18 protein-coding genes are annotated in these 17,309 nt (G+C 66.1%); 4 read left to right on the top strand and 14 right to left on the bottom strand.

The genetic code is table 11. The annotated features are described in order from the left end of the window. Positions 1–220: 220 nt before the first annotated feature. The 13 genes from BGP17_RS20520 to trbB form a co-directional block, all read right to left on the bottom strand. Positions 221–1,228, bottom strand: coding sequence for a hypothetical protein (locus tag BGP17_RS20520; RefSeq protein ID WP_286713421.1), 1,008 nt, complete (start codon positions 1,226–1,228; stop codon positions 221–223). 115 nt (positions 1,229–1,343) lie between these two features. After that, on the bottom strand, positions 1,344–2,606 hold the full coding sequence (locus BGP17_RS20515) for an AAA family ATPase (protein WP_286713419.1): 1,263 nt from the start codon (positions 2,604–2,606) through the stop codon (positions 1,344–1,346). A gap of 123 nt (positions 2,607–2,729) precedes the next feature. Beyond that, a complete protein-coding gene (locus BGP17_RS20510) occupies positions 2,730–2,957 on the bottom strand; it encodes a DUF2274 domain-containing protein (protein WP_286713417.1) in 228 nt (75 codons plus the stop codon). Continuing rightward, positions 2,954–4,159 (bottom strand): TraB/TrbI/VirB10 family type IV secretion system protein, encoded by a 1,206-nt coding sequence (locus tag BGP17_RS20505; protein ID WP_286713415.1) that lies wholly within the window; start codon positions 4,157–4,159, stop codon positions 2,954–2,956. The genes BGP17_RS20510 and BGP17_RS20505 overlap by 4 nt, the downstream gene beginning before the upstream one ends. After that, positions 4,156–5,148, bottom strand: coding sequence for a P-type conjugative transfer protein TrbG (gene trbG, locus BGP17_RS20500; RefSeq protein ID WP_286713413.1), 993 nt, complete (start codon positions 5,146–5,148; stop codon positions 4,156–4,158). The genes BGP17_RS20505 and trbG overlap by 4 nt, the downstream gene beginning before the upstream one ends. Beyond that, positions 5,145–5,828: a conjugal transfer protein TrbF gene (gene trbF, locus BGP17_RS20495; RefSeq protein ID WP_286713411.1), complete on the bottom strand. Its 684-nt coding sequence runs from the start codon at positions 5,826–5,828 to the stop codon at positions 5,145–5,147. The genes trbG and trbF overlap by 4 nt, the downstream gene beginning before the upstream one ends. Before the next feature lie 6 nt (positions 5,829–5,834). Continuing rightward, positions 5,835–7,295, bottom strand: a complete 1,461-nt coding sequence (gene trbL, locus BGP17_RS20490; protein ID WP_286713410.1) for a P-type conjugative transfer protein TrbL — start codon at positions 7,293–7,295, stop codon at positions 5,835–5,837. 1 nt (position 7,296) lies between these two features. Further along, positions 7,297–7,650 carry a putative entry exclusion protein TrbK-alt gene (trbK-alt, locus tag BGP17_RS20485; RefSeq protein ID WP_286713408.1) on the bottom strand — a complete coding sequence of 118 codons (354 nt, stop codon included), beginning with the start codon at positions 7,648–7,650 and terminating at the stop codon, positions 7,297–7,299. 10 nt (positions 7,651–7,660) lie between these two features. Then, positions 7,661–8,410 (bottom strand): P-type conjugative transfer protein TrbJ, encoded by a 750-nt coding sequence (gene trbJ / locus BGP17_RS20480; protein WP_286713407.1) that lies wholly within the window; start codon positions 8,408–8,410, stop codon positions 7,661–7,663. Between the two features lie 5 nt (positions 8,411–8,415). Then, positions 8,416–10,842: a conjugal transfer protein TrbE gene (trbE, locus tag BGP17_RS20475; RefSeq protein ID WP_286713405.1), complete on the bottom strand. Its 2,427-nt coding sequence runs from the start codon at positions 10,840–10,842 to the stop codon at positions 8,416–8,418. A gap of 7 nt (positions 10,843–10,849) precedes the next feature. Further along, a complete protein-coding gene (locus BGP17_RS20470) occupies positions 10,850–11,128 on the bottom strand; it encodes a VirB3 family type IV secretion system protein (RefSeq protein WP_286713404.1) in 279 nt (92 codons plus the stop codon). Then, a complete protein-coding gene (locus BGP17_RS20465) occupies positions 11,128–11,457 on the bottom strand; it encodes a TrbC/VirB2 family type IV secretion system protein (RefSeq protein WP_286713402.1) in 330 nt (109 codons plus the stop codon). Before BGP17_RS20465 ends, BGP17_RS20470 begins: the two co-directional genes overlap by 1 nt. Beyond that, entirely contained in the window at positions 11,454–12,428 is a 975-nt protein-coding gene (gene trbB / locus BGP17_RS20460) for a P-type conjugative transfer ATPase TrbB (protein ID WP_286713400.1), read from the bottom strand. Before trbB ends, BGP17_RS20465 begins: the two co-directional genes overlap by 4 nt. A gap of 416 nt (positions 12,429–12,844) precedes the next feature. Between trbB and BGP17_RS20455 the strand changes: the two genes are divergently transcribed. Next, on the top strand, positions 12,845–14,758 hold the full coding sequence (locus BGP17_RS20455) for a cytochrome c/FTR1 family iron permease (protein ID WP_286713435.1): 1,914 nt from the start codon (positions 12,845–12,847) through the stop codon (positions 14,756–14,758). 17 nt (positions 14,759–14,775) lie between these two features. On the opposite strand, the gene BGP17_RS20450 is transcribed toward BGP17_RS20455, so the two are convergent. Continuing rightward, entirely contained in the window at positions 14,776–15,177 is a 402-nt protein-coding gene (locus BGP17_RS20450) for a MerR family transcriptional regulator (RefSeq protein ID WP_286713399.1), read from the bottom strand. Positions 15,178–15,253: 76 nt separating this feature from the next. Here BGP17_RS20450 and BGP17_RS20445 point away from each other — a divergent pair, with 76 nt between their 5' ends. The 3 genes from BGP17_RS20445 to BGP17_RS20435 all read left to right on the top strand — a co-directional run. Next, entirely contained in the window at positions 15,254–15,904 is a 651-nt protein-coding gene (locus BGP17_RS20445) for a cation efflux transmembrane domain-containing protein (RefSeq protein WP_286713434.1), read from the top strand. 134 nt (positions 15,905–16,038) lie between these two features. Then, on the top strand, positions 16,039–16,383 hold the full coding sequence (locus BGP17_RS20440) for a hypothetical protein (protein WP_286713398.1): 345 nt from the start codon (positions 16,039–16,041) through the stop codon (positions 16,381–16,383). Positions 16,384–16,448: 65 nt separating this feature from the next. After that, on the top strand, positions 16,449–17,309 hold an 861-nt coding region (locus tag BGP17_RS20435), incomplete at its 3' end, for a TolC family protein (RefSeq protein WP_286713397.1).

The following is a 17,309-nucleotide window of genomic DNA, read 5'->3' as shown; positions in this document are numbered from 1 at the left end:
GGGTGGCCGAGTCGAGCACCGCTGAATCCCGTCCGAGTGCCGATATAGCGACCGTACCCGTCCTGCTCTGGATCGTCTAAAGCCCGCTGCACACCCGATTCCGAAGAGTGCAGGGGCGCCGGAGCCATTGGGGTAGCGAGGATTATTGGCGGCCGGCTGGCGGCAGGACCAACGATGACCACGCCATCGACCGCGACACACGTTCCTGGGCCCTCGGACCTCAGGCCCCGTCAGCCTGATAGCCGAGATCGATGATTTCGCTGACTGGACCGACAATCAGGCCGTCCTTGCCGATCTCCGATTGGTCGCCGATGCGTTGTCGCTGGGTGGTTGCGAGGGGCTGGCCCTGCAGATAGTCTTGGAACAGCGCCTGTTCGAGGCCGACGAACCGCACCAAGTCGGGATTGGGGAGCAGCAGGCTCAGTTCTTTCGCCTGCTCAAGGTCCATATCGACCCGGCCGAACGGCGTGATTACCGCGCCGGCGAAGAGGCGCTTCTCGGTATCGTCCGCGACCCGCACAAGGCGGCGCGGCGTTGTCGCCAGCGCGTCTTCATCGAACCATTTGAGCAGGCCGAGACCGATTGCGGTCTGTTCGATGTGCGTGCGGGCGACCGCCTGAATCAGATCATCGCGTTCTTCCTGGGTGAGTTCATCGCCCTCAGTCTTGGGATCAAGGGCAAAGAGGAACGGCGCGCGAGGCGGATCGACCAAGCCCCAGCGCGACATTACCGCCCAGCCTTTGACCGACCGGTTGAACCAGCGCAGGCCACGGGCGGTGCGGGTCCGCTTCTGAACATGCACGCCGCGAATCTGGCCATCGGCCGTCTTGATCGGTCCGGGTCGCGATGCGCCAGTCGCGTTTCCCTTCTGATGCGACCCCTTTGCCTCTGCGATCGCGAGGGCGCCGGGCCGCGCGCAGATCCAATCAGGCATCTCCGCGCTGGTGAACCTCTTGACGCGCCAGTGCGGCGACAAGTGGAAGTTATCGCCATCGATCGCCGCGAACCAAACATAGTCGTGATGGATCTCAAGATAGGCACGCGCAAAGAAGCGGCCGAACAACCCGGAGAAGGAGCGGCGCATCTCTGTGCCGCGGCCGGGGCCCCTGCCGCGCCAGATCAAGTCGGGGCCGGGCTGGAGCAGGTCTTCGAGAAACGCGAACAGCGAAGTCGAGCCTGGCGCGGTCTGGAGGATTTCGCCCCAGGCAGCTCGCGCGACATGGTTCATGTCGAGCGATACCTGCGGTAGCGGCCGACCGGCGGGTCCGCGAAGATGCGTGGGGCATGCGCGCGGCGGGCTAATGATGTAGCGCTGTGAGCGGACAGTCATGGTGCGGCTCTCGCTACAGGAAATTGTGAATAGTCAAAGCGCCTGCCGCGCTTGAGCCGATCCAGCGTTCCGAATCGTCCGCGGTCAGCTCGATAGCGTCCTGCTCGGAGTTAACGCAGACTAGGGTCTGCACCTGCGGATCGGCCAGACCATTCAGCCCGCTGACGAGACGACGCTTGTTGTCGCTGTCGAGCCCTAGGAACAGGCTGGAATCGACAAGGATCAACCAGGGAGTCGGTCGGGGATCGCTCCGGATCATTCTCAACATGATGTCGAACAAGGCGAAAGTCTGCTCGGAGCCGGCAAGGCCGCCGGTCTCGTAATAATGATCGCTCTCGCGCGGACGCACTTCGGCGCGATACTCGCCGACCCGGCGGATTCGGGATCCAAAGGTCGCACTGCAGAATAATTCTTCGCGCAGTGCGTCCCAGGCCTGATCTTCGCTCAGGCCAAGCTGCGGCGCGAGCGCTCGCAATTCGCGGCGGAACGGGTCCTTTATGTCGCTCGGCTTGAGTGAATGGCTTTCGAGATAAATGATGTTGAAAAGCGAGCGAGGCCAGTTCGCGGCGACATTGCCGTCTACCTCGATGTGCAGTCGTGTTCGGTGCTTTTCAGGGATCCGCTTGAGGGTTTTCGCTTCTTCGCTCAGCCTAACCGTTGTCCGGACGCCCTGCATCGAAACCGCCGCCTCAATCGCCATCGACGGCGAACGCACGCCGAACAACTGCCAGCGCTTGCAAAGATTCTCGAAGTTGGTGCCGCCCGAAAAGGCGGCGATGCACTCGCACAAGCTCGATTTGCCGGAATTGTTCTGGCCGAACACGACATTGTGCCGCCCAAGAGGAACCGTCGACCGGGTTCGAAAGGGCCCTATATTCTCGATTGAGATGCTGGTGAGGCCATGCTTGAGCACGCTGTCGGCGGAGGCAACGCGCTGGAATATCCACTCCTCATGCTGCGTCTTCCAGCGCCTCAGGGTCTCGACCGTGTGACGGCTGGCGGTGTCGTCGATCAGCTTGCCATGCGTCTGACAGACCCACAGGCCGTTGGCTTCGCTGGCGCGGTCCTCGGGCTGCATGCCAGCATCGAACCGGGGACCGCCGGGCGCCGCGGCGGTGATGTGGGCTGCGACGCCCACCATGGTGACGCGACCGACGCGATCGTCGGACGGCCCCACCGTCAGTTGCCGACAGTCGGGCTGGGCGCACAGGTAGCCGGCGCGCTGAGCTAGGAGACGGATCGTAGCCTTAGAAAAATCGTCACGCGCTCCCGCCAAGCCTGGTCCCTCCCGAGTTCCCGGTCCCGCGCGGGCCGGAATTGGTTCGACCGATCATCGGTGGATAGGCAGCGATATTCAAGTCGATCACCTAACGCCTGCCTCAGCGTAACGCTTCCAGCATCAACTGTTTGCGGGACGTTGGCGCCTCAACTTCGCGAACTCGCGATCACTTGCCATGAAAAGCGTCAACATCGGCACAATCAGCTTCGCGGGACCCTGCGATGCCTCACCCGTCGCCGCGGCATGCGCCTCGGCATAGGCAATAAGGTCGCGATGGACATCGGCGGGTATCTCGAGCGTCATTCTGACCGGCTTGTCGTTCGCGATCGGACCGAGCTTGAGCGTCATTTCGAACCTCCGTCGCTTGGCGCGATCACGATGTCGCGCGTGACGATTACGCGAAGCTGGAATCCCGGCCGGATTGTAAGCGTCGGCTGCACCCCCATCTGGCGCCGAACCAGATCCTGGCCGGTCCGGCCGATCGATTGCGAGGTGCCCTGCCGCACGGCTCGGACAAGATCGTCATCATCGCTGCTGCCTACCTCGGTGCCGACACTGAGTAGGGTCGAGATCAGCGCGGCACGTAGCATTCCGCCCCAATGCTGGTTCACCCGGTCCTGGAGGCCCGAATAGCCCGCGGCATCAGCGCCCGGCAGCCGGTCGAGCTGGATCGAACCGCCATCGGGCAGGATGAGGCGATCCCAGGCGAGGAGCACACGATTCTGGCCGAACGATACCTGCGAGTCATATTCGCCGATCAGCCGGCTGCCCTGCGGAATCAGCAGATACTTGCCGGTCACGCTGTCATAGACATTCTGGGTCACCTGGGCGGTGATCGTTCCCGGCAGGTCGGAGCGTATGCCCGTGATCAGGGCAGCGGAGATGACGCTCCCCGCCTGCACCATATAGGGCGAGCTCGGCTGAACGATGCGATAGCTGCTTTCGGTCGGCCCCTGGTCAGTCTGACGAAGAAAGTCACGCTTCCCTCCCTGATCCGTCGCGGCAGCGCTCGACGGAGTGGGTACCGGGACCGCGCTTTGAGCAGCAGGCAAAACCAATGGCTGCGGTGCGGCCGTTGCGATCGACGGGGACGTGCTTTCTCCGCCTGCGAAGACCTTGCTGGTTCTGGCGGCGTCTCGCTCCTGTCGCACTCGATCCCGCGCGGCCAGGGCGGCGTTCGCACCCGTTGACGGGGGCGACGAAGGCGCGCCGATCGGCGGCGGCAAGGCGTCGACGCCGCGTTGTTGCGCGGAAAGGATCGGGCGGCCAAGATCGCCCGGAAGCGGCGGGCCGAGCTTGGGCACTTGCGAATAGTCCTTCGGCGCGCCGGCAAGGCTGTCCGTGGCGCGATTGTCGGTCGCATAAAGCTCCGTCTGGTTCTTCGGCGCCGCGGGCTGGAGGGCGTAGATCAGCGCCCCGCCGATCCCGGCGGTGGCGACCAATCCTACGCCTGCCAAAGCCTTGCGCGAAAGCCGCATCACGCGCGGAGGGTCACCGCGCAGCCGGAGATCCGCCGGGCTGATCGGGGCCGGTTCGGCGGACGCGGTCATTTGGATTGCTCCCGGCGCGCGACCGTCTGACGTAGGATGCGGACGCGCTGATCGGACTTGCCGACGCTCAGGCGCATCTCGGCACCGTCGAACAGTCGATCGACTACCAGATAGCGTCCGCGGACACGGTAGTTGACCAATTCGCCCTCACCCTTGGCTCCGGCGATAAACAGCGGCGGGAGGTCGCTCTGGCCGATGCCCGGCGGCAGCTCGATGAACACCTGGCGGCCATCGTCGAACGCGCGCAGCGGACGCCATGCCGGACGGTCGCCTTCGACGCGATATTGGAAATTGAGCGCGTCGATATCGATGCCGGGCACGACCGGAGCCACGGCCGCGGCCTCGCGGTTCCGTGCCGCGAGCGCGATCAATGCGTCCTGTGGATAGGTCCACGACACCGAGGCCATATAGGTGTCGGGGGTCGATCGTAGCTCAACATGGTATGTGCGGCGGTCGGTATTGATGACCAGATTGGTGACGAGGCCACTCCGGGTCGGCTTGACGAGAATGTGGACGCGCTGACCCGCGCCCGTGCCGCTGACCGTGTCGCCGATGATCCAGCGCACTGTGTCACCGGCAGCGACCGGACCTGGCCCGACCAGCTGTTCGCCTTCCTGGAGCGCGATATCGGTTACCTGCCCCGGTGCGGCGTATAGCTGGTATAGCGCGCCTTCAGCCCAAGGGTAGAGCTGGATCGCGTTGAGGAAACCCTCGCGAACCGGTTGCATGCGCGCGGCCGCGTTCGCAGTGCCGACACGCGTTCTGGGATCGGCAGCCTCGGGCACGGTCGATGCCATCATCGGCTTCAATTGGCCGGGAAGCGGCAACGGTTCGGGGATGCGCACGATCTCGACCGCCTTGGGCCGGTCGGGTTCCGGCACTGCAGCCGGTGCTGAGTCGAACGCAAGTGGCGGGGTCTGCGCGTGGGAGGCAGTGCAGGCGGCGAGCGGCATGCTCGCCAGCAGCAGGGCCAAGCGGATGGGGGTCATTGCGAAAGCTCCTTTGACCAGTTGAGGGCATTGACGAACACGCCGAGCGGGTTCTTGCGCAGCGCATCGGGCGTGCGGGGCGTCTGGATCACCACGGTCGCGATCGCCGACCAGCGCTCGGTCGCGGCAAGGCTGCCGTCCTGATATCGGCGCTCGGTCCACGATATCCGGAAGCTGTTGTCCGAGGCGCGGATCACGCTCGAGACGTCGACGGCCACCTGGACCTTGCCGACCTGCGTGAACGGGTCGTTGTTGCGGGCATAGTCGTTGAGCGCGAGCGCGCCCTTGGCGGTGGTGAATTCATAGGCCCTGAGCCAGCTCTGGCGCAGCACCACCGGATCGGCCGGGATGCCACGCACATTCTCGATGAAGCGCGCCAGGTGGAAAGCGATTTGCGGGTCGCTCGGGCGATAGTCGGCCTCGGCCGGCGCGACGGCCTGGGCTTCGCCCAGCTTGTCGACCTGGACGATCCACGGGGTGATCGTGCCGCGCATCGCCATTCCGATCAGGCCGGCAATGGTCAGGGCGAGGAGCGCAAGCGATGCAAAGCAGGCGAGCCGCCAGCTATGGGCCTGGACACGGCCGGAGCCGATGCGGTCATCCCATTGCTGGCCCGCGCGCTGATAGGGAGTCTCGGGCTCCGGCGTTGCGCCGTAGCGCACGGTCGATCGGCGAAACATGGCATTCTACTCCTTGTCGGTGACGCTGACGGAGGCCCCGGGGCCGCGGCTGTCGCCGCCGCGCAGCGTGTGGGTTGCGACGGTGGCACCATGGACGATCGCCTGATGGCGGCGCATCGACTTTGCCCAGGCAGGCGGTTCGCTGCGTGGCGCGCTGGCCGCGGCGGCCCCGGCCTCGGTTGCACTGCTATCGGGCGGTGCCGATGCCGATCCTGCCTCAGGGGCTTCGGTCTGGGGTAATGGGACGCCGCCACTGTCGCGCTCGACCGGACCAGGTCCGGCTTGCGGCTTCGGGACGCCACCGGAGTCGCGTTCGACGGGAGCAGGTGTCGGAGCCGTTCCCGCCGCACCGCCTGAACCTGTGGTGCCGCCACCGCCTCCGCCGCTTGGCCCGCCGGTGCCGCTTCCCGCCGCCCGGCGAAGCGGAGACATGGCGCTGCTGGCCGCAGTGCGTCCGACATTGCCCAGACCCGATGCGACGCCGGCTATGCCAGACTTGCCTTCGGCACCGGCGCGATAGGCGCTGGCGGCAGTGCTGACCGTGCGGCCGGCACCGGCAAGCGCACCGCCTGCAGCCCCCATCGCGGCACCGCCTGCGGCGGCACCCGCGGCGATAACGCCGCCTGCTGCCAGTGCCGTGCCGGCAGCGGCACCAGCGCCCAGCTGCGGGCCGCCCGAGACGATGCCGCTGGCGATGCCCGGTCCGAAAATGCCGAGCCCGAGCAGGCAGAGCGCGCCGAGGACGATTGCCATAGCGTCCTCGATCGTCGGCTGCGCATTGCCAATGGCGTTGGTGAATTCGGAGAAAAGGGTCGAGCCGATGCCGACGATGACCGCGAGCACCAGGACCTTGATCCCCGACGATACAACGTTGCCAAGCACGCGCTCGGCCATGAAGGCGGTCTTGCCGAACAGGCCGAACGGGATCAGCACGAAGCCGCACAGCACCGTCAGCTTGAATTCAATGAGCGTGATGAAGAGCTGCACCGCCAGCACGAAGAAGGCGAGCAGGACGATCACCCAGGCGAACAGCAGGACGACGATCTGGATGAAATTCTCGAAGAAGCTGATGTAGCCCATCAGCCCGGAGATCGAGTCCAGGATCGGTCGGCCGGCGTCTAGCCCGACCTGCGCGACCCGCCCCGGCTGAAGCAGTTCGGCGGTCGTGAAGCTGGTGCCGGACGCTTTCAGCCCCAGGCCCGCGAAGCTCTCGAAGACGATCCTCGCGAGCATGTTCCAGTTGCCGATGATGTAGGCGAAGATGCCGACGAACAGCGTCTTCTTGACGAGCCGGGCGACGATGTCGTCGCCCTCGCCGAAGGTCCAGAACAGCGCGGCCAGCGTCACGTCGATGACGATCAGCGTCGTCGCTAGGAAGGCGACCTCGCCTTGGAGGAGACCGAACCCGGAGTCGATGTAGGAGGTAAAGACCTCCAGGAACCGGTCGACGACGCCTGTGCCGCCCATGTCACTGCTCCTGCTGAGAATTGGGGACCACGCCATTTGCGGGGATCGCCGGCTCGGAAGACTTGCCCGTCGCCTCGCCGTGCACCGGTTCCGCCAGAGGCGTTGGCCGGTGCCCGAGGAACCGCTGGCGGTTCTCGGCCCAGGCTGCCAGGCAGCCCGGGTCCGAGCCCGCCGCCTGCCCGGCCAATTGGCAGCTCCGGAGTTTCGCCTGGAGCGGGTCTGTGGGCAGGTCGGTCGAGAGGTTCGAGGGTGGCGGTGAGGGCTTCGGCCCCTCGCGCAAGGCAAGCAGGCCCATTGCGAGCGCCACGCCAAGGCAGGCGTATGCACCGATGCGTGCGGGGAGCCGGATGTTCACCGCCATCGCCTCAGCGGTGGAACATCTGTGCCGGGGTCGGCCGATAGCCGGTGCCCGGTGCGAGGAAGCGGCGCAACTGCTCGCGGGCCTGGTCCTGGGCGGCAGCGCGCTGCGATGCCTCGAGCGCCTGGGCGCGACCCTGCGCCGCAACGACCGCCGTCAGGTCGGCGAGTTGGCGGGCCTGGAGCGCGAGCAGCTGATTGCCAGCCTGCGCCGCCTGCAATGCACCCGACGCTGACTGGCTGGAGCCGACGATCCGGTCCATCGCGTCGCGGGAGCCCTCGATGTTGCCGACCACGCCGGCCTGTACCTTCAGCGCATCCTCGAACCCGGCGACGGTGTCTTCCCAGCGCGCACGGGCATTGTCGACCAGGGCCTTGTCGGTCGCCGACATCGGAGCGCCGCGATACCGGCTGGTGAAGGCCTGATCGATCGACTGGACCGAATAGGCGATGCGCTGCGCGTTGCTGAGCAGCTGCTGGGTGGCGCGCACCTGCGACTGGAGCTCGGCCAGCGCGGAGGTGGGCAGCGACGCCAAATTCCTGGCATCGTTGATCAGCGCCTGTGCCTCGTTCTGGAGCGACTTGATCTGGTTGTTGATCTGCTCGAGCGTCCGGGCGGCGGTCAGCACATTCTGCGAATAGTTGGTTGGGTCGTAGACGACGCCACCAAACTGGGCATGGGCGGGGGCGGCGGCGAAGCCGAGCAGCATCGCGGTGCCGGTGGACAGCGCGAGGCGGCGGAGCGACGAGATACGCATGGACTTTACTCCTGGGCAGTGAGGGGGAGAAGATCCGCGGCCCAATCGAGACCGCGGGCGCGCAGCCACGCAGGCGCAAAGCCCGCGCGGCCATGGGCTTCGAGAAGTTCGGCGATGCGGCGCTGGTCGGTGCGTGACGAAGCGGCGGCGAAGGCGAGCGCGACCTCGCCCAACCCCAAATCGAACAGGCGGTTGCCGCGGCGGGACTGACAGTAATAGTCGCGCTTGGGCGTGGCCCGGGCCAGGATCTCGATCTGGCGGTCGTTCAGGCCGAACCGGCGATAGATCGCGGCGATCTGCGGCTCGAACGCACGCTCATTGGGCAGGAAGATGCGGGTCGGACAGCTCTCGACGATCGCCGGCGCGATCGCCGACGTCTCGATATCGGCGAGGCTCTGAGTCGCGAATACGACGCTCGCATTCTTCTTGCGCAGAGTCTTCAGCCATTCGCGGAGCTGCTGGGCAAAGGCAGGGCTGTCCAGAACCAGCCAGCCCTCGTCGATGATGATCATCGTGGGCGCGCCGGTGAGATGGGCTTCGATCCGGTGGAACAGATAGGAGAGGACGGCGGGCGCGGCCGCGCTTCCGACCAGTCCCTCGGTCTCGAACGCCTGGACACGCGCCTTACCCAGATGCTCGGATTCCGCATCGAGCAGCTGGCCGTGCGGGCCACCGACGCAATAGGGGCCAAGCGCCTGTTTAAGCTGCTGCGACTGGAGCAGCACGGCCAGGCCGGTCAGCGTCCGCTCCGGCACCGGTGCCGATGCGAGAGAGTTCAGCGCAGCCCAGAGATGCTCCTTGGCCTGAGGATCTAGCGGAACGCCTTCGGACGTGAGGATGGCAGCGAGCCATTCTGCCGCCCAGCTGCGCTCGGCGAGATCGTCGATCCGGGCGAGCGGTTGCAGCCGGACGCCATGCGCACTCTCGTCTTGCGGCGCATGGCCGAGGTCCTGCCAGTCTCCGCCCATCGCCAGCGCGGCCGCGCGGATCGATCCGCCAAAGTCGAACGCGAAGATCTGCGCATTCTCGTAGCGGCGGAACTGCATCGCCATCAGTGCCAGCAGCACCGATTTGCCGGCACCGGTCGGTCCGACGATCAGCATGTGGCCGACATCGCCGACATGGAGCGAGAAGCGAAACGGCGTCGAACCTTCAGTGCGCGCGAAGAACAGCGGCGGGGCATCAAAATGCTCATCGCGTGCCGGCCCCGCCCAGACGGCCGAGAGCGGGACCATATGCGCGAGATTGAGCGTCGAGATCGGCGGCTGGCGGACATTGGCGTAGACATGGCCGGGCAGGCTCCCGAGCCAGGCCTCGACCGCGTTCATGCCTTCGGCAATCACCGTGAAGTCGCGACCCTGAACGACCTTCTCGACCAGCCTGAGCTTCTCGGCGGCGATACCAGGATCGGGGTCCCAGACGCTGACGGTCGCCGTCACATAGGCCTGGCCGACGACGTCACTACCGAGTTCCTGCAGGGCGAGATCAGCGTCCGCCGCCTTGTTGGAAGCGTCGCTGTCTACCAGCACCGACGCCTCGTTGGTCATCACTTCCTTGAGGATCGCGGCGATCGACTTGCGCTTCGCGAACCATTGGCGGCGGATGCGGGAAAGGAGCTTGGTCGCATCGGTCTTGTCGAGCGTGATCGCGCGTGTGACCCAGCGATACGGAAAGGCTAGCCGATTGAGGTCGTCGAGCAGGCCGGGAAAGGTCGCGCTCGGAAAGCCGGTGACGGTCAGCGTGCGCAGATGCTGGCCGCCGAGCCTCGGCTCGAGCCCGCCGACCAGCGTCTCGTCCGCCAGTATCGAGTCCAGGTACATCGGAATGTCGGGCACGCCGACGCGCTGGCGCTTGGTCGAAATCGTAGCGTGTAGATAGGTCAGCGTTTCGCCGTCATCGAGCCAGCGGGCTTCGGGCACGAACCCTTCGAGCAGCTGGAGCAGCCGCGTGCTGCGATCGACAAAACTGGCGAGCAGCTCGTGGGGATCGACACCGCTGCGCGACCGCCCTTCGTAAAGCCACCCTTCCGCGCGGGCTGCATCTTCGGGTGGCGGCATCCATTGCAGCGTCAGGAAATAGGCGCTCTCGAAATGCGCACCTTCCTCGGCGAACTGCTCGCGGCGTTCCCGCTCGACCAGCGCCGAGGCCGGGTCCGGAAAGCTATCGTCGGGATAGTCGAGTGCGGGCACTCGCTGGGCTTCGAAGAAGATCGCCCACCCCGACCCAAGCCGGCGCAGCGCGCTGTTGAGACGTCCGGCGGTTGCGACCAGCTCCGCAGGCGTCGCCGAGTCCAGGTCTGGCCCGCGGATGGAAGCGGTCCGCTGGAACGAGCCGTCCTTGTTGAGGACGACGCCCGGCGCGATCAGCGCAGCCCAGGGCAGGAAGTCTGAGAGGGTCGTGCCGCGCGCACGATATTCGCGGAGGAACATCATCGCCGCCTCACGCGCGCAGGAAGGCGGGATAGCGCATGTGGCGCCGCCCGACTTCGAGGAACTGGGGATCCCGGCGCGCTGCCCAGACGGCGGCCGCATGGCCCACCGCCCAGATGAGCAGCCCGACCAGCCACAGCCGCAGCCCCAGCCCGACCGCACCTGCCAGCGTGCCGTTGACGATCGCGACCGAACGCGGTGCGCCGCCGAGCAGGATCTGCTCGGTCAGCGCGCGGTGGACGGGCGCGAAATAGCCGGGAATGCCCCCTCCGGGATCGAGCGTTTCCATCAGATCAGCGCCCCGCCGCCGAAGCTGAAGAAGCTGAGGAAGAACGAGCTGGCGGCAAACGCGATCGACAGCCCAAACACGATCTGGATCAGGCGGCGGAAGCCGCCCGACGTCTCGCCAAAGGCCAGCGTCAGCCCGGTGACGATGATAATGATCACGGCGATGATCTTGGCGACCGGTCCTTCGATGCTCTCCAGGATCGACTGGAGCGGGCTCTCCCAGGGCATCGAAGATCCGGAGGCGTGCGCCGGGCCGGCAGCGAGCGCGACCAGCGCACAGGTGGTGAAGGCCGCCGCGCGATTGCGGGCGGCGGAAAGCGAGACGTTCATTCGACTTCTCCGTGGTCAAGGAAATGGAGGCGGTATTCGCCAGAGGGTTCGAGCCCTTCGACGCGGGCGAGCTCGGCGAGGCGCCGGCCGGCGCCGTCGCGCACCAGCACCGCGATCAGTCCGATGGTCTCGGCGATCAGCGGGCGCGGTACGGTGGTGACGGCCTCCTGGATCAGCTGCTCGAGCCGGCGCAGCGCGCCGAGGGCAGTGCCGGCGTGGATCGTTCCGAACCCGCCGGGATGACCGGTGCCCCAGGCCTTGAGGAGATCGAGCGCTTCGGCGCCGCGAACTTCGCCGATCGGAATTCGGTCCGGGCGCAAGCGCAACGACGAGCGCACCAGGTCGGACAGCGTCGCGACACCCTCCTTGGTCCGCATCGCGACCAGGTTGGGCGCAGTGCATTGCAGCTCGCGCGTGTCCTCGATCAGAACGATGCGGTCGCTGGTGCCGGAAATCTCGGCAAGGAGCGCGTTGGTGAGTGTGGTCTTGCCGGTGCCAGTGCCGCCCGCGACCAGGATATTCTCGCGACCGACGACGCTGGCGCGAAGCGACGCGCATTGCCCGGATGAGATGATGCCCGCGGCCACATAGTCATCGAGCGTGAAGACGGCGACTGCGGGCTTGCGAATGGCAAAGGCCGGCGCAGTAACCACAGGCGGGAGCAGGCCTTCGAAGCGCTCGCCCGTTTCCGGAAGTTCGGCCGACACGCGCGGGGAGCGGCCATGGACCTCGCTGCCGACATGGTGTGCGACCAGCCGGATGATCCGCTCGCCATCGGCGGCAGAGACCATCTCTCCGGTGTCGGCGAGCCCGGTGCCGAGGCGGTCGACCCAGAGCCGGCCATCGGGATTGAGCATGACCTCGACGATCTCGGGATCGTCCAGCCAAACAGCAATCGCGGTGCCGAGCGCCGTCCGCAGCATGCGCGCACCGCGGCGCGAGGCTTCGGATCTAGCTGGCGTTGCGGTCACTTATCGACACCCTGGCTTCGAGCCGAAGCGAGGTGCTCCGGCGACAGGAGTGACTAAGGAGTGACGAAAATCGACCGGCGCAACAGCAACTTGCTGCCATCGTAGCCTAGCGAAAGGTTAGAAGGGTTCGGCGGGCTAGCGCGCCGATCGTAACCTGCTTTGTGCCACCAACAGTGACGCAGGAAGGTGTGATCGCGACTCGCTAGCGCTGGCTTGAATCTCCTGCCGTCCACCGATCAGCCATCGCGATGAACGCGCGCGGGCCGATGGCCGACGATTATCCACTTGACCCTCTAGTGGGTCGAGGGTCGATAACGCGAAGCATTCTTAACTAGAGTGCTTCCATGGCCCTGATATCGATCGCGCCTTCCCTCCGCACCTATTCGACAATCACCAGGCAGAGCTGGCTTGCCTTGATGGCGGTGTTGGCCCTGCTTTGTGCGGGTCCGGCCTGGGCGAATGACGCAGAGGTGCAGACCACTTGGCGGCTGCTCGACTATGTCGCGGTCGATTATGGCGGCGCGGTCGGTGGCGGCCGCGTCATCAGCCAATCCGAATTTGCCGAAATGAACGAGTTCGCGGGCCAAATCGTCTCGCGGTTAGGCCAGCTGCCGGACAAGCCGGCGAAGGCGGGACTGCTGCGAAGCGCCAATCAGTTGCGCGCCTCGGTCGCTGCGAAAGCCGATCCAGCCGCGGTCGCGTCTCAGGCGCGTTCGCTCGCAGCGGCTTTGCTGGCGGCCTATCCCGTACCTCTGGCTCCGACATCGATGCCGGACCTCGGCCGCGGCGCGACGCTCTACGCGCAGAATTGCTCGTCATGCCATGGCGCGGCCGGCGACGGCCATGGGCCGAGCGCCGCCAAGCTCAATCCGTCTCCGATCGCATTCACCGATCAAACGCGCGCGCGCCAGCGCAGCCTGTTCGGACTCTATCAGGTCATCACCCAGGGCCTCGACGGCACGGCAATGGTCAGCTTCGATTCCTTGCCGAACGAGGATCGCTGGGCTCTGGCCTTCTATGTCGGCGGCTTCGCATTTCCCCAATCGCAAGCCGCACAGGGCGAGGCAGTCTGGCGCGACAATGCGGCAATCCGTGCCCGCTATCCCAATCTGGCGGCGTTCATTGGCGCGACCCCGGCAACGCTCTCCGCCGATCTCGAGGCCGGCAAGGGCGAAGCCGTCACGGCCTATCTTCGCCGTCATCCCGAGGCGATCGCCGCGGCACCCACCGGGTCGCTCAGCCTGACCCGCGAGCGCCTCGCCGCCAGCCTCAAGGCCTATGCTGCCGGCGACCGGAAAGCCGCTTCCGATCTTGCACTCTCGGCCTATCTCGACGGGTTCGAACCGGTCGAGCCGATCCTGCGGGCGCGCGACGCCGCGCTGATGGCCCGGATCGAAGGCGCGATGGGCGATCTACGCGCGGCGATCAGTGCCGGCCGGCCGCTGGCCGAGGTCGAGGCCTCGAACAAGCAACTCGCCGTCCTGTTCGGCGAGGCTGAAGCGGCGCTCTCGCCGGACCGCGCCAGCGCCGCCGCGACCTTCTTCGGGGCCTTCGGCGTTCTGCTCCGCGAAGGCCTGGAAGCCTTGCTAATCGTCGTTGCGATGATCGCGTTCTTGCGCAAGACCGACCGCCCAGAGATGGTCGGTTTCGTCAATGGCGGCTGGATAGCAGCACTCGCCGCAGGCGTGCTGACCTGGTTCGCCGCCACCTACCTGATCGCCATCAGCGGTGCGTCCCGCGAGCTCACCGAAGGGTTCGGATCGCTGTTCGCGGCGGTCATCCTGCTGACCGTCGGGATCTGGATGCACGGAAAGAGCAATGCCGAGTCCTGGCAGCGATACATCAAGGAGAAGATGACGAACGCGCTCTCCCGTCGTTCGGGCTGGTTCCTGTTCATCCTCGCATTCGTCGTCGTGTACCGCGAGGTGTTCGAGACGATCCTCTTCTACGCCGCGCTCTGGGCGGAGGGGAATGGCGTCGCCTTGCTCGCCGGGGCGCTGGCCGCGGTCGGCCTGCTCGCGCTGATCGCATGGGCCATGCTGCGCTTCAGCACCAGTCTGCCGATCACCAAGTTCTTCGCCTGGAGCTCTATCCTGATCGCGGTGCTGACGGTTGTGCTTGCCGGCAAGGGCGTGGCCGGACTTCAGGAAGCCGGCATCATCGGCGTCCAGCCCTGGGCCTGGGTACCGCGCATCGAGGTCCTCGGCCTGTTTCCCACGCTGCAGACCGTGCTGGCGCAGGCTGTCGCCCTGGCGATCCTCGTCATCGGCTTCTGGTGGAACGGCCGTGACCGCGCCGGTGTCGCCGACGCCGGGACATCTGCTGCGTAGCCAATACCGGGTGACGATCAGTGCGTCGCGGCAGACGGACCGAGCGCTTCGATGATGCGGCACTCGGAAATGGCGCCGTGGCCGCATTGACTGATGATGCCATCGAGCTCGCGCCGCAGCGCCTGAAGGTCGGCGATCTTGCGGTCGATCTGCGACAGATGTTCGCGGGCGACGACATCGACGGCGCTGCACGGCTGATCCCGGTCGTCGGCCAAAGTGAGCAGGGCGCGGACCTGGTCGAGCGTGAAGCCGAGATCGCGGGCCCGACGCACGAACGACAGCCGCGCGAGGTGAGGATGCGAATAGTCGCGATAATTGCCGTCGGTCCGCTCGGGTGCCGGTAGCAGGCCGATCTTCTCGTAGAAGCGTATCGTCTCGACCTTGGTGCCCGTCGCGCGGGCGAGTTCGCCGATCTTCACCGAATTATCGCCTTGACCCTGTAGTGACTTCAAGGTCCATATGGGCCGTCGTACCGCTCCCGTCGAGGTGAACGACATGGTTTGCAGCAGCTGCGCTTCGGAGACGACCGACCCCCGGGCCGACAAGAGATGGCGGACGGTCCTGTGGATCGCGCTCGCCGTCAATCTGACGATGTTCCTCGGCGAGATCGTCGCTGGCATCGCCTCGGGCTCCCGAGCGCTTCAGGCCGACGCGCTCGACTTTCTCGGCGACAGCGCGAACTACGCGATCAGCCTGGGCGTCGCCGGCATGGCGCTGCGCTGGCGCTCGCGCGCCGCGGTCGTGAAGGGCGCGACGATCTTCGCGTTCGGCGCCTATGTGCTGGTGACGTCGGTGCTGGCTGCTCTGGGGGACGGCGTGCCGCGCGCGGAGACGATGGGGATTGTCGGCGCGATCGCGCTGGTCGCCAATGGCGGGGTCGCGCTGATGCTGTACCGGTACCGCTCGGGAGACGCGAACATGCGGTCGGTCTGGATCTGCTCGCGCAACGACGCGATCGGCAATCTAGCGGTGCTGGCAGCCGCCGCGGGGGTCTTTGGCACCGGTTCGCAATGGCCTGATCTTGCCGTCGCTGCAGTCATGGCAACACTTGGCCTGGTCGGCGGTGCGCAAATTCTGCAACAAGCAAGTAATGAGTTGCGTGCACCAGCAAAAGGTGAAGTTGAGTCACACACAGTCTCTGCATGACGCTTGGTGATGAAATAACATGCGCCGGTTCGGACGCGATCAACTATTCGCGCATAATAAAATGACTACGGCAGGCGAATAGCGTGCGGAAAAACTCTTTCGTGCCACCTCGCCATCGGCTACAGGGCTGCCCAATGCGGAAGCTGCTCGCCTCGATCGCAAGCCTGATGCTGGTCCTGACGCTTTGGTCGGGTTTCCAGGCATCGGCCGCCTATGCCTCGGAGACCGCGGGCTGCATCACTGCCGTCGATGGCGATGCCATCGGCCACGCGCCAGGCGATGGCGACGAGGTTCCCGGCGACAGCGACAAGGCGACGCCGCACCACCACAATTTCAACCACAGCCACGAGCTTGGCGTTCCGGTTACGCAGCCGATTGCCATGCCATTCGTGCGTGCAACGATGAAGGCCGGAATAGCGCCGAGCGCGCCGCCGGTCGAATTCACGCCCAACCGCGACCTGCGGCCTCCGATCGCCTGACTTCGCCGTCCCTCCGCGTGCCTAGCGCGCGGGGTTTTTTGCGAACGTCAGGGAGAATCCCACTTATGTCTCGTCTCATCGCGGCGCTTCTCGCCGCGGCGTCCTGCGCAGGAATTGCGCAGGCGCAGACCGCACCGCCGATAGAGGCGCGTGACGTCACCACACTGAATCAAGCGCTCACGCTCGCCGGCGTGTCGTCCCCCAATGTCGAAGCAGCCGAAGCCGGCGTCAGTGCCGCCGAGCAAGGCCGAACCGTCGCCGGCCTGCGGCCCAATCCGAGCGTCTCGGTCGAGTTGGAAAATGTCGCCGGAACCGGTCCATATCGCGGGATCGGAGAGTCCGAGACCACTGTAGGCTTCGCACTGCCACTCGAACTCGGCGGCAAGCGCAACGCGCGAGTCGGCGTAGCGAATGCCCGCCTCGACCGGGCGCGCCTCGAATCCGCCGTCACGATTGCGGACCTGAGGCTGCGGGTCACGCAAGCCTACATCGTCGCGGTCGCGGCAGAGCGGCGGCTGATCGTGGCGCGCGAGCAGCTTCGCATCGCCGAGGAGGCGCTGCGCGTTGCGTCCGACCGGGTCATGGTCGGCGCCACCTCCCCGATCGACGAGCAGCGTGCGCAGGTGCAGTTGGTCAATGCCCGCACCGACGTCGAGCGTGCCGAGCGGACGGTTGGGGTCACACGGAGCAATCTGGAACGCTTGATCGGTCAGCCGATCGCCGGGGATCTCGACCAGGCATGGTTCGACCGGACCGGCGTCTTCGGCCCCACGGCCCCGATCAATATCGAAGGCACGCTGTCCTATGCCGTGGCGTCCGCCGACTATTCGATCGCCGACGCCAATGTCCGGGTCGCCCGTAGCCAGCGCATTCCGGACCTGACGCTCAGTGCCGGCACGCGCCGGATCGAGAGCAGCAACAGCCAG

The sequence above is a fragment of the Sphingomonas sp. 67-41 genome, from assembly GCF_001899725.1.
Lineage (GTDB): Bacteria > Pseudomonadota > Alphaproteobacteria > Sphingomonadales > Sphingomonadaceae > Sphingomonas > Sphingomonas leidyi.
Note: the sequence above shows the minus strand (reverse complement) of the source record. Positions and strands in the feature narration are given on the sequence as shown.

Excerpts from the sequence above, each read along its gene's own strand:
- trbG (WP_286713413.1), bottom strand. The coding sequence starts at position 5,148 with ATGACCCCCATCCGCTTGGCCCTGCTGCTGGCGAGCATGCCGCTCGCC.
- BGP17_RS20520 (WP_286713421.1), bottom strand. The coding sequence starts at position 1,228 with ATGAACCATGTCGCGCGAGCTGCCTGGGGCGAAATCCTCCAGACCGCG.
- trbF (WP_286713411.1), bottom strand. The coding sequence starts at position 5,828 with ATGTTTCGCCGATCGACCGTGCGCTACGGCGCAACGCCGGAGCCCGAG.
- BGP17_RS20455 (WP_286713435.1), top strand. The coding sequence starts at position 12,845 with ATGGCGGTGTTGGCCCTGCTTTGTGCGGGTCCGGCCTGGGCGAATGAC.
- BGP17_RS20510 (WP_286713417.1), bottom strand. The coding sequence starts at position 2,957 with ATGACGCTCAAGCTCGGTCCGATCGCGAACGACAAGCCGGTCAGAATG.
- BGP17_RS20465 (WP_286713402.1), bottom strand. The coding sequence starts at position 11,457 with ATGAACGTCTCGCTTTCCGCCGCCCGCAATCGCGCGGCGGCCTTCACC.
- BGP17_RS20440 (WP_286713398.1), top strand. The coding sequence starts at position 16,039 with ATGCGGAAGCTGCTCGCCTCGATCGCAAGCCTGATGCTGGTCCTGACG.
- BGP17_RS20505 (WP_286713415.1), bottom strand. The coding sequence starts at position 4,159 with ATGACCGCGTCCGCCGAACCGGCCCCGATCAGCCCGGCGGATCTCCGG.
- trbJ (WP_286713407.1), bottom strand. The coding sequence starts at position 8,410 with ATGCGTATCTCGTCGCTCCGCCGCCTCGCGCTGTCCACCGGCACCGCG.
- BGP17_RS20445 (WP_286713434.1), top strand. The coding sequence starts at position 15,254 with ATGGTTTGCAGCAGCTGCGCTTCGGAGACGACCGACCCCCGGGCCGAC.
- trbE (WP_286713405.1), bottom strand. The coding sequence starts at position 10,842 with ATGATGTTCCTCCGCGAATATCGTGCGCGCGGCACGACCCTCTCAGAC.
- BGP17_RS20470 (WP_286713404.1), bottom strand. The coding sequence starts at position 11,128 with ATGGAAACGCTCGATCCCGGAGGGGGCATTCCCGGCTATTTCGCGCCC.
- trbL (WP_286713410.1), bottom strand. The coding sequence starts at position 7,295 with ATGGGCGGCACAGGCGTCGTCGACCGGTTCCTGGAGGTCTTTACCTCC.